General features: G+C 37.2%; 8 protein-coding genes and 1 pseudogene. All 9 read right to left on the reverse strand.

The window, feature by feature from the left end; all coding sequences use genetic code 11:
- Nucleotides 1-86: 86 nt before the first annotated feature.
- On the reverse strand, nt 87-797 hold the full coding sequence (locus tag SLH51_RS15255) for an ABC transporter ATP-binding protein (protein WP_335962215.1): 711 nt from the start codon (nt 795-797) through the stop codon (nt 87-89).
- On the reverse strand, nt 797-2428 hold the full coding sequence (locus tag SLH51_RS15260) for an ABC transporter permease (protein WP_390183774.1): 1632 nt from the start codon (nt 2426-2428) through the stop codon (nt 797-799). Before SLH51_RS15260 ends, SLH51_RS15255 begins: the two co-directional genes overlap by 1 nt.
- Nucleotides 2429-2587: 159 nt before the next feature.
- Complete coding sequence (locus tag SLH51_RS15265) at nt 2588-3706, reverse strand: Fe(3+) ABC transporter substrate-binding protein (RefSeq protein WP_335962217.1); 1119 nt, start codon at nt 3704-3706, stop codon at nt 2588-2590.
- Between the two features lie 291 nt (nt 3707-3997).
- Nucleotides 3998-4900 (reverse strand): VanZ family protein, encoded by a 903-nt coding sequence (locus SLH51_RS15270; protein WP_335962218.1) that lies wholly within the window; start codon nt 4898-4900, stop codon nt 3998-4000.
- Between the two features lie 483 nt (nt 4901-5383).
- On the reverse strand, nt 5384-6334 hold the full coding sequence (locus tag SLH51_RS15275; protein ID WP_335962219.1) for a sugar ABC transporter substrate-binding protein: 951 nt from the start codon (nt 6332-6334) through the stop codon (nt 5384-5386).
- Nucleotides 6335-6358: 24 nt separating this feature from the next.
- Nucleotides 6359-6487, reverse strand: a complete 129-nt coding sequence (locus tag SLH51_RS15280; protein WP_335962220.1) for a hypothetical protein — start codon at nt 6485-6487, stop codon at nt 6359-6361.
- Nucleotides 6488-6497: 10 nt separating this feature from the next.
- On the reverse strand, nt 6498-8684 hold the full coding sequence (locus SLH51_RS15285) for an alpha-galactosidase (protein ID WP_335962221.1): 2187 nt from the start codon (nt 8682-8684) through the stop codon (nt 6498-6500).
- A gap of 26 nt (nt 8685-8710) precedes the next feature.
- Nucleotides 8711-9532: a carbohydrate ABC transporter permease gene (locus SLH51_RS15290; protein ID WP_335962222.1), complete on the reverse strand. Its 822-nt coding sequence runs from the start codon at nt 9530-9532 to the stop codon at nt 8711-8713.
- Nucleotides 9532-9738: pseudogene (locus SLH51_RS15295) on the reverse strand (sugar ABC transporter permease); the annotation flags it as partial. The pseudogene SLH51_RS15295 and the gene SLH51_RS15290, both read right to left, overlap by 1 nt.

Here is a 9738-nt window from a genome sequence, read left to right on the forward strand (position 1 = left end):
TTTTTCCTAATTAGCACTCTTTTCAGCTACAACAAAAAAACCGCACGGCTTCAGCAGCCAAGCGGTTTTGTATTTTTACAGCAACTTTACGAGTTTGCCCACATTATTAAACTAGCACAACCTAACACTTCTTCTGGAGGTCCTACACGACTAACAACACCATTTTCGATAAAAACAATACGATCAGCTAAGACTTTGGCATCTTCTTGATCATGAGTTACAAAAATAGAGGTTATTCCCGTCTGTTTTAATATTCCTCTCAGTTCATCTCTAATTTTCACCTGAAGATTAGCATCCAAATTACTAAAAGGTTCATCAAAAATAAGCAAGGAAGGCGCAGGAGCTAGTGCTCTCGCAAGGGCGACTCGTTGCTGCTGACCACCACTTAACTCAAATGGATAACGGTCCTTATAGTCAGTTAAATTAATTAACGATAGCATCTCATCTAATCGTTTCTGTTTTTGCCGGCGTGTCATTTTTCGTAACCCATATTGAACATTTTTCGCAACTGTCATATGAGGGAAGAGCGCATAATCTTGAAAGACCATTCCCACTCCCCTTTTTTCAGGTTCTGTAAATTGATGGTCATTAATGATTGTCTTTCCATTGATTGAAATGACCCCTTTATTAGGGGTTTCTAGTCCTGCTAGTAATCGTAAAATTGTACTTTTCCCACTTCCACTTTCACCAAGAATACAAACAATTTCGCCTTGTTCCATCTCTAATGAAAAGTCTTTAATCGTCGGTTCACTTGAATTTTTGTATTGATACTTTAGATTTTCAATTTGTACAAACATTAGCTACTCTCCCTATCTAAGACTTTATGAAAGAAGTAAATACAAATACCACTAATTAAAATGATAATAATGGATGCCAAAGCGGCTTCATGTACTCGTTCATCATTAGCATATTTAAAAGCTTGGGTAGCTAATGTTGAAAAATTAAATGGCTGCAAGAACATTGTTAATGGCAATTCTTTTAAAATATCGACAAAAACAAGAATGAATCCACTAAAGATAGCTCCTTTAAGCATCGGAATGTCTACCTTAAAAAACGTTTTAACGGTTGAAAAGCCGAGTGTCCTAGATGCTTCGGTAAAACTATTTCCCACTTTTTCAAAACCAGATTCAATCGAATTGTAACCAATTGCCAAAAAACGAATAATATAAGCTGCCACTAACATTACTAGACTCGTCCGTAAAACAAAGACTGGATCGAGATTAAAGAACTGGGAAGCAGATGCTATATAACTATCTATTATCATAAAGATGCTAATTACCGCGATTGCAATAGCCGCACCTGGTATGGAGTACCCAAGCGTCGTAACTTTTGAAAATGCTTTTGTAAATCGCCCTTGATGTAACCGAGTATAATTGGCAATGATTAATGAGATCAGCACAATGAGTATTGATGCAACACTTGCAACCAAAACAGAATTGTATATTAAAGTTAAAAACTGCTCACTAATGATTTTTTCATACGTCATAAAAGCCCACTGAGATAATTGAAAAAAAGGAACAATAAAGGCTATTGTAAAAATGCCAAAACAATAAGAAAACACGAACCATTTCTTTATGCCGTTTAATTGCTTAGGCTCAATTGGTCGAACCTTTGAGTTTGAGTAGCTATATTGCTTTCTGCCCCGGATGACCTTTTCGATTACTAAAATAAAGATAACAAGAAACATTAACGTTCCAGCAAGCTTTAAGGCTGAATCAAGATCCTTCATTCCATACCACGTTCGAAAAATTGCGGTACTAAATGTTTGAATTCCGAAATAACTAACAACTCCATAATCATTTAAAACCTCTAACACAACCAACGTTACACTACCAACAATTGCAGCCCTTGAAATAGGAATGATAACTCGGAAGAATGTTTCGAAAGAGTTATCCCCCAACAGCTTTGCATTCTCAACGATAGATGACGATTGGTTTTGCAAAAAGCTTTTCGTAATCGTATAGACATACGGGAATAGAAAGAGTGTGAAAATAAAGATAGCACCTTGTAATGTCATAATATTAAAGTAGCTTTGATTTACCGAAATGTCATACGTGTTCCGTAACTTCGTTTGGATCACACCTGTATAATTTAATAATCCATGATAAGCATAAGCCCCAATATATGGCGGGATCGCTAGCGGCAAAATCAAACCCCATTTTAAAAAGTTACGTAATGGAAATTTGTACATCGTAATAAACCAAGCTAAGCTAACGCCAATAATCGTCGTCGCAATTCCCGTGAACGTAACGATTACTAAAGTATTATAAATATAATTCCTAAGCAAATAATCTTTTATATGCTGCCAATTTTCATTGGGTTCAGTAAAAAGTTGAAAGCCGATTAAAAAATTAGGAATTAATATAATAGAAACAAAGAGTAAGCTTAGTATCGCCCATATATTTAGTTGTTTTTTCGTCTGCTGGATTAGTCTCAATGTCGACACACCTTATTCTCGTTTCCTACATTATAACGAAAATCATTCTCAAAAGGAAGAACTATTACACATGAAAAGAATTGCCAGTTTCTCTTTTTATAGTAAATGTACCGTATCGTTGTGATACGGTACATTTATATTTTAGAAACTCTACTTCCACCCAGCTTGATCAAATAATCGAATGGCTTGTTGTTGATTTTCACCTAAAACAGACAAATTAATATCTTGTTCTTTAAACTCACCCCAAGATTTAAGAAGTTCATTTGGCTCAACATTTGGATTTACAGGATATTCATTGTTTGCCGCTGAAAAACTTTCCTGTGATTCTTCACTAGTTAAAAACTCCATTAATTTAATAGCACTCTCTTTGTTTTGAGCATGTTTTGTTAAAGCAATACCACTAATGTTAATATGCGTACCAGTCGTTTCTTGATTTGGGAAAAAGACTCCCACAGACTCAGCTACTTTTACTTCCTCTGCATCTTCTGAATGTAGCATAGTACCAATATAGTACGTGTTCATAATTGCAACATCACCTTCACCAGCAACAATTGCTTTTGCTTGGTCACGGTCATTTCCTTGAGGAGCTCTTGCCATATTGTTTACAATACCTTCAGTCCATGATAACGCTTCTTCTTCGCCATTGATCTCAATTAAAGATGCAAGCAAAGAAACATTGTACATATTATTTGACTCACGAACAGTAACTCGCCCTTCCCACTCTGGCTCTGTTAAAGCTTCATAAGTAGAAAGTTCAGCTGGGTCCACACGGTCTTTTGCATAAACGATTACACGTGCACGTTTTGTTAAACCAAACCACTCGTTATCAACATCACGTAATTTTTCAGGAATATTTGAAGCAAGTACTTCACTTTCTACCGGTTGGAGTAAATCACTCTCACTTGCAACATGTAAGTTACCAGCATCTGCTGTAATAAATAAGTCTGCCTCCGTACTTTCCCCTTCAATGTTCAAACGTTCAATTAACTCATCGCCTTTTCCTTCTACAACATTTACTTTAATACCCGTTTGCTCTTCAAATAATTTATAAAGTTCTTGATCCGATTCATAGTGTCTGCTTGTATAAAGGTTTACTTCTCCGCCAGCTTCATCACCTGCAGCTTCTTCATTTGCTACTTCATTTTCATCTTGCTCTGTTTCAACTTCTTCTGTCTCTGGTGCTGATTCATCATTTGCGCCACATGCTGTGACAACAGCAAGTGCTAATGACATTAATGCAAATAACATGATTTTTAAAGCTTTACTCATTGTATGTACCCTCCAAATATTTTTCTAATAATGACGGTAATGAAAATCATTATCATCATTACTCCCGTTTAAAATTCTACTGTAAGTGATAATCATTGTCAATATAATTTTATTCATTTATTCATATTTTTAGAAAATTATTGCATCCAATACAAGGTGAAAACTCCAGTGTAATGTACGTATAAGAGCGTGAAACATAAAAAACACCACCTGAATTTCACAATGAAATTAGTGGTGTTTATTATATTTCAGTCCTATTTCACTCATATATTATCGCTATTAGGGCTTTCCTCATCCTTTAATCTTTCTTCTCTCAATTCTTGACGTTATTATAATTGGTGTGTTTTGTCTTGTTTTATTTTGATAATGACTAATTATGAGGTATACACAAAGCGCCAATGTAACCCCTGTTACTCCACCAGAAAAATCCAAAATCACATCTTGAAATAAAGGCGTTCGGTTTGGCGTAAACGCTTGATGAATCTCATCGGAAATCGCATAAAACAGAACAAACAATAATGCAAAACCATACGCAACTCGTTTCCTAACGCCACTTGTCCATAGTGCACGATACATAAGAAAGCCAAGGACAAAGAAAAAACTAAAATGCGCCGCTTTTCGAATCAAAAATTCGATAAAACGATCCGCCCCTAGTCGCTGGACACTAATTTCGTTGCCTGCATACATAAATTGAATTCCTTTTAGCCAATCCTGCGCTCTTCCAACAGCAACCCGATTCTTGATCATCAACAACATCTCTTCAATACGGAAGGCAAACAGAATTCCGACCACAACTAATACAATACTTATAACAGCCAATAGAGAAAAAATCGATAACGCTCTTAGTACTTTTTTATACCCATTTCTTCTGGCCGCTTTTACTAAAAATCCAATTGTAATCGTAAGAGCAATGACACACAGACCTCCAACCAACACAACTAGTAGTTTCCACTTTTCGACAATAACTTGAAGTGTTCGTTTAAATCCATTTTCTTCAACATATAATTGATGCTCTACATGTTCCATTTTTATTTGATTGTACATTTCTTTCATTCTTTCAAGATCCGTTACCTGACCAATATAGGGTCTAAGGTCTTGCTGCTCATAAGATTGCGAAGAAAGAGTAAAGATCATAGCTGCAACAAACAATACGGGTAACCAGTAGAAAACGACTAATTTGGTCCACTTATTCATTCTTAATTCCCCACTTTGCTATTTGATCAAAACGTAAGAGAGCTCTAAAAGAGAATTAAGATCATTCTTAATCTGCTAGTTCTATATTATAACATAGCAATCTACTAGTCCGATTCTTGTTGTTACTTAATTTGACAAGTTAGAATGGACAAGTCTCATTACATCCTTACTCAAAAAAAAACTGATCTAACCTTGAAGACAGCACGATTTTCTTATTAAACAAACGTTTATTTAATCTATTTTTTTTATTAACTGATTGAAAATCACCTCGTATAAACCAAAACAAAGAGGATAACTCAATTTTTTCATTGAGCCATCCTTTAATTTAAATCTACTTAATCGTTACGCTATTCCAATTCCTCAACTACTTCCATCGCTTCAATGACCTTTTGGCGACAGCCTCTTCTCTAGTTAAGTTTATAGGCTTTATATGATTACTCATTCCTTTAATGACCATTTCACTTTCCAGTTGCCCTTCCAACATTACCTTAATAACTTTCTCTGAAAGTCCAATCTATTCTTTGCATTCCCTTTGACGATAATATCTACCCCACTATCGATCATTGGATCAACTTGTACACCTTCTATCACTTTCTTAGCTGCTTCCACGCTTATATATCCCATATCATAAGGATTCTGTGCTACTGTTCCAGGTAGTGTACCTTCTTCAATCAATTCAATCATATCATTGATCCCATCCGCACCTATTACCGGAATGGCTATTCCCTCTTCTTGAAGTACCTCTACTGCATCGATTGCCAAGCCATCATTTGTAGCAATAATCCCTTTCAAGTTAGGATAATCCTTTAGTATTGCTTTCACTGCTTCCTGAACTTGAACTGGTTCAAAGGATACTTCTACCCCTTCTGATACAACATTGATTCTGATTGCTTCTAAACTTTTTTTCGCCCCTTGTATTCGTTCATTTGCGACAGGACTGATTGAATCGAATCCGATAATCGCTACCTCATTGCCTGGCTGTAGCTGTGAGCCTAATAATGCTCCTGCTCTCTCACCTAATGCAACATTATCTGTACCGACATAAGATATTTTGTTTTCCAAAAGAGCATCTGTATCTAAAAGCAATACAGGAACATTCCATTCGGCTACAACTTCCTCTAAGTAGGGAATCATAGCTTCTGGGTAAATAGGAGAGATAATTAAAACGTCAGGATTTTCTTTCATGACATCCCCTAACACTTCAACTTGCGCTTCATGTAGGCTATCAGTAGGTGCGACGACTTGCCCTTCTAGCCCAAAATCTTTTAAGCCTTTTTCAGCCCCAGCCTTTATCATTTTCCAATACGCAGATTTTGAATCCTTTATCAAAACGATAACTTTAGGTTTTTCATCTATAAATGGTTTCGCGATAAGAGTTACTACAAAAATAGTACATAAAAAGACAATAAGACCAACTAGCAACCTTTTTTTCATATAAATAAATCAGTCCCCCTAGCCTTACATCTTTGGATCATTCATCCAATAAGCAGACGGAGAAGGATGGTACTGCAACCGCCACATATGCTGACTAAGTTTTTCTTTTTCTTGTGCAACAAATTTGTTGGCTGTCTCAAGTTTCTTTTCCATCTTATCCCCCTTACTCTGCTTTCAGTCTCCACATCACACTTGTAAAATCACCTTGAACTTTTGGAATATTGACCCCGACATTCATCAGCTCATCACCGTAATAGGACGCACCTAATTCAGCAATGGTATATTTTTTATCCGGGTCAAGTCCTTGCAATTTCGTTGATAAGAAAGGAGAATTTCCTTCGTCTAACACTTTGAAATGTGCAAAAACAGCTTCTGTTTTATCTTCAGATACAAACATCCATGCCGTTTCATTTCCTTTAAAAGGGCTAAGCAGTCGGTAAAATTCACCAAATTGAATGAGTGGTCGAATCTCTTTGTAATAGTTCACTTGATCAATTACATCATGCTGCTCTTGTTCTGTCATTTTAGTTAAATCAAGTTCATAGCCTAGATTTCCAGACATCGCGACATGGCCACGCATTTCAAGTGAGGTAATCCGCTTCACCTGATGATTCGGTACATCTGAGACATGCGCTCCCATTGAACTAATTGGATACACAAGACTTGTGCCATATTGAATTTTCAGGCGCGAAATTGCATCGGTATTGTCACTCGTCCAAGTTTGCGGCATGTAATAAAGCATGCCTGGATCAAAGCGACCGCCTCCACCAGAGCAACTTTCAAACAAGATGTGTGGAAACTTCGATGTGATTTCATCCATTACGCGGTAAACACCGAGAACAAATCTGTGAGCTACCTCTCTTTGACGTTCAGCCGGCAGTGTCGCAGAGCCTGCCTCTGTCATATGACGGTTCATATCCCATTTTACGTAAGTGATCGGTGCACTAGAAAGTATCGCGGATATTCGGTTGATAATTTCATCGCACACTTCTTTTCTTGAAAAATCCAAAATTAATTGATTACGTCCAGTTGATTTTTTACGATCTGGTACATGAATGCACCAATCTGGATGCTCTCTAAACAACTCACTGTTTTCCGAAACCATCTCCGGCTCAAACCAAAGTCCAAATTGCATATCCATATCGCGAACCTTGTCCACTAATGATTCAAGTCCATTTGGAAGCTTATTTTTATCAACAAACCAATCTCCTAAAGAGGTGTTATCATCATCTCGTTTCCCAAACCAACCATCATCTAATACAAATAGTTCAATGCCAAGGTCTTTCCCTTTTCTCGCAATATCCGTAATCTTGTCTTCGTTAAAATCAAAGTAGGTCGCTTCCCAGTTATTAATTAAGATTGGACGAGTTTGATCACGAAACTCTCCACGGCATAAACGAGTACGGTACAATTTATGGAATGTTCTAGACATATCCCCTAGTCCAGTAGATGAATAAACCATAACTACTTCTGGTGTTTGGAATGATTCCCCCGGCTCGAGCAACCAAGTAAAATCGAATGAATTCACTCCCATTGTTAGGCGTGTGCAATCAAACTGGTCAACTTCAACAGATGCTTGAAAATTCCCGCTGTAAACAAGATTGATTCCATACGCATCTCCGTGATTTTCCCTTGTATCTTCTCTTACTAAAGCAAAAAATGGATTTTGCTGATGACTGCTCGTACCACGCCTGCTTTCGATCGATTGAACTCCATAGCGCAAACCAGTACGATTAACAAAACGTTCTCTTTCATGAGCACCGTAAAGGGTAATCATTTCATATTGGTGATCCCTGAAATCAACATTCATACTAGCAGCCTTTAGAATTTTCAGATTTGAATCACCTTCATTGATAAGGTGAGCTGAACGGGTAATGACATCGAGGTCAGCATAAGCTGTGTAAAGCAGCTTTACTTTTAACCCAATCACGTCGTCAACAAGGAGTAACTCCAATGTCTCAGCTTCTTCTTCTGATTCCACATACGCAGCAGGAAGGCCGAAGAGTACTGGCTTTCCTTTAACAATCGTATGTGATTCATAACGTAAATCAGTGATTGTACTCCCATTCTCTAATTGAACTTGATAAGCAGGTGTTCTGAAATCAGTGTTCCCATAAGCTGGATATTCCTGGGGCAATGTATCCAGCGAAAACGTTCGATCATTAGAAACAGGATTCGGTGAAAACCCTCGATCTCGGTACTGAATTTGATTTGACTGGTTATATTCATTAATTTTCTTTCCCCAATAAAGATGTGCTAAGTAGCCATCGTTAATAATTTGCATCACATAACTGGTATCTTTTGCTGTTACATGAAACGTTTTTGTCTCTTTGTTGTACGTAATAGCCATAGTTCTCTCCTTTCGAGCTCTTCCTTTTATTTAATCGCTCCTTTTGTCACTCCACTAATAATCCATTTCTGTGCAAATAAATACACAATTAACATCGGTAATAATGCAAGTAAGTAAGACGCAAAGGCTAAGTTATAATTCACGCTAAATTGCGATTGGAAAATGTACTGGACAAGCGGCAAGGTTGCATCGTTACGGTCTGATAAAATAACGAGCGGAAGCATAAAGTCATTCCATGCCCATAATGCCGTTAAAATTCCAACGGTTGCGTTCATTGGAGCTAAAAGTGGGAAGACGACTCTCCAAAAGACGCCCCATCTACTACATCCATCAATAATCGCTGCTTCTTCTAATTCTTTTGGAATCGTCTTAATGTACCCGACATACAAGAAGATATTAAACGCTAGGCCATACACGACGTACAAAATGATGAGACCTGTCGGATTGTTTAAACCAATTGCACTCATTTGCTTTACAATTGGCAACATGATAATCGGAAACGGGACAAACATCGCACTGACAAAATAATAAAATAATACTTTATACAATTTCTTATGCATGTTTCTTGCAATCGCATAAGCGACCAATGAATTCGTTAAAACCGTTAAAACAACGGTGAAGAACGTAATATAGAAACTATTTGAAAACGCATTGAAGAAATTGGTCATTTCAATGGCTGTTGTAAAGTTCTCAATACTCCACGAAGAAGGTAGCGATAAAATACTTTGAGCCGTTTCTTGAGGCGTTTTAAATGCATTCACCACGGTTAAATAAAGCGGAAATAAAATGACGATAGAACCAACGATAAGTAACGTGGTGACGGTCCAGTTTATTTTTTTCGTATTCATTACATCTGCACCTCCCGCTTCTGTAAGAAACGAATTTGAATAATCGAGATCGTTACGATGATGATAAAGTAAATCACCGCATTAGCCGATTGATAAGCAAATTCCCCGCCTTGGAAACCACCACGGTAGATTAATAAGGAAATAGACTCTGTTGATCGACCTGGTCCACCGCCTGTTAACGCCATAATGTGGTCAAAGACCATTAA

The organism is Halalkalibacter kiskunsagensis, assembly GCF_037027555.1.
GTDB lineage: Bacteria > Bacillota > Bacilli > Bacillales > Bacillaceae_D > Halalkalibacter > Halalkalibacter kiskunsagensis.

Coding starts and splice junctions, on each gene's coding strand:
- SLH51_RS15255 (WP_335962215.1), bottom strand. CDS start 797: ATGTTTGTACAAATTGAAAATCTAAAGTATCAATACAAAAATTCAAGT.
- SLH51_RS15265 (WP_335962217.1), bottom strand. CDS start 3,706: ATGAGTAAAGCTTTAAAAATCATGTTATTTGCATTAATGTCATTAGCA.
- SLH51_RS15270 (WP_335962218.1), bottom strand. CDS start 4,900: ATGAATAAGTGGACCAAATTAGTCGTTTTCTACTGGTTACCCGTATTG.
- SLH51_RS15275 (WP_335962219.1), bottom strand. CDS start 6,334: ATGAAAAAAAGGTTGCTAGTTGGTCTTATTGTCTTTTTATGTACTATT.
- SLH51_RS15280 (WP_335962220.1), bottom strand. CDS start 6,487: ATGGAAAAGAAACTTGAGACAGCCAACAAATTTGTTGCACAAGAAAAA.
- SLH51_RS15285 (WP_335962221.1), bottom strand. CDS start 8,684: ATGGCTATTACGTACAACAAAGAGACAAAAACGTTTCATGTAACAGCA.
- SLH51_RS15290 (WP_335962222.1), bottom strand. CDS start 9,532: ATGAATACGAAAAAAATAAACTGGACCGTCACCACGTTACTTATCGTT.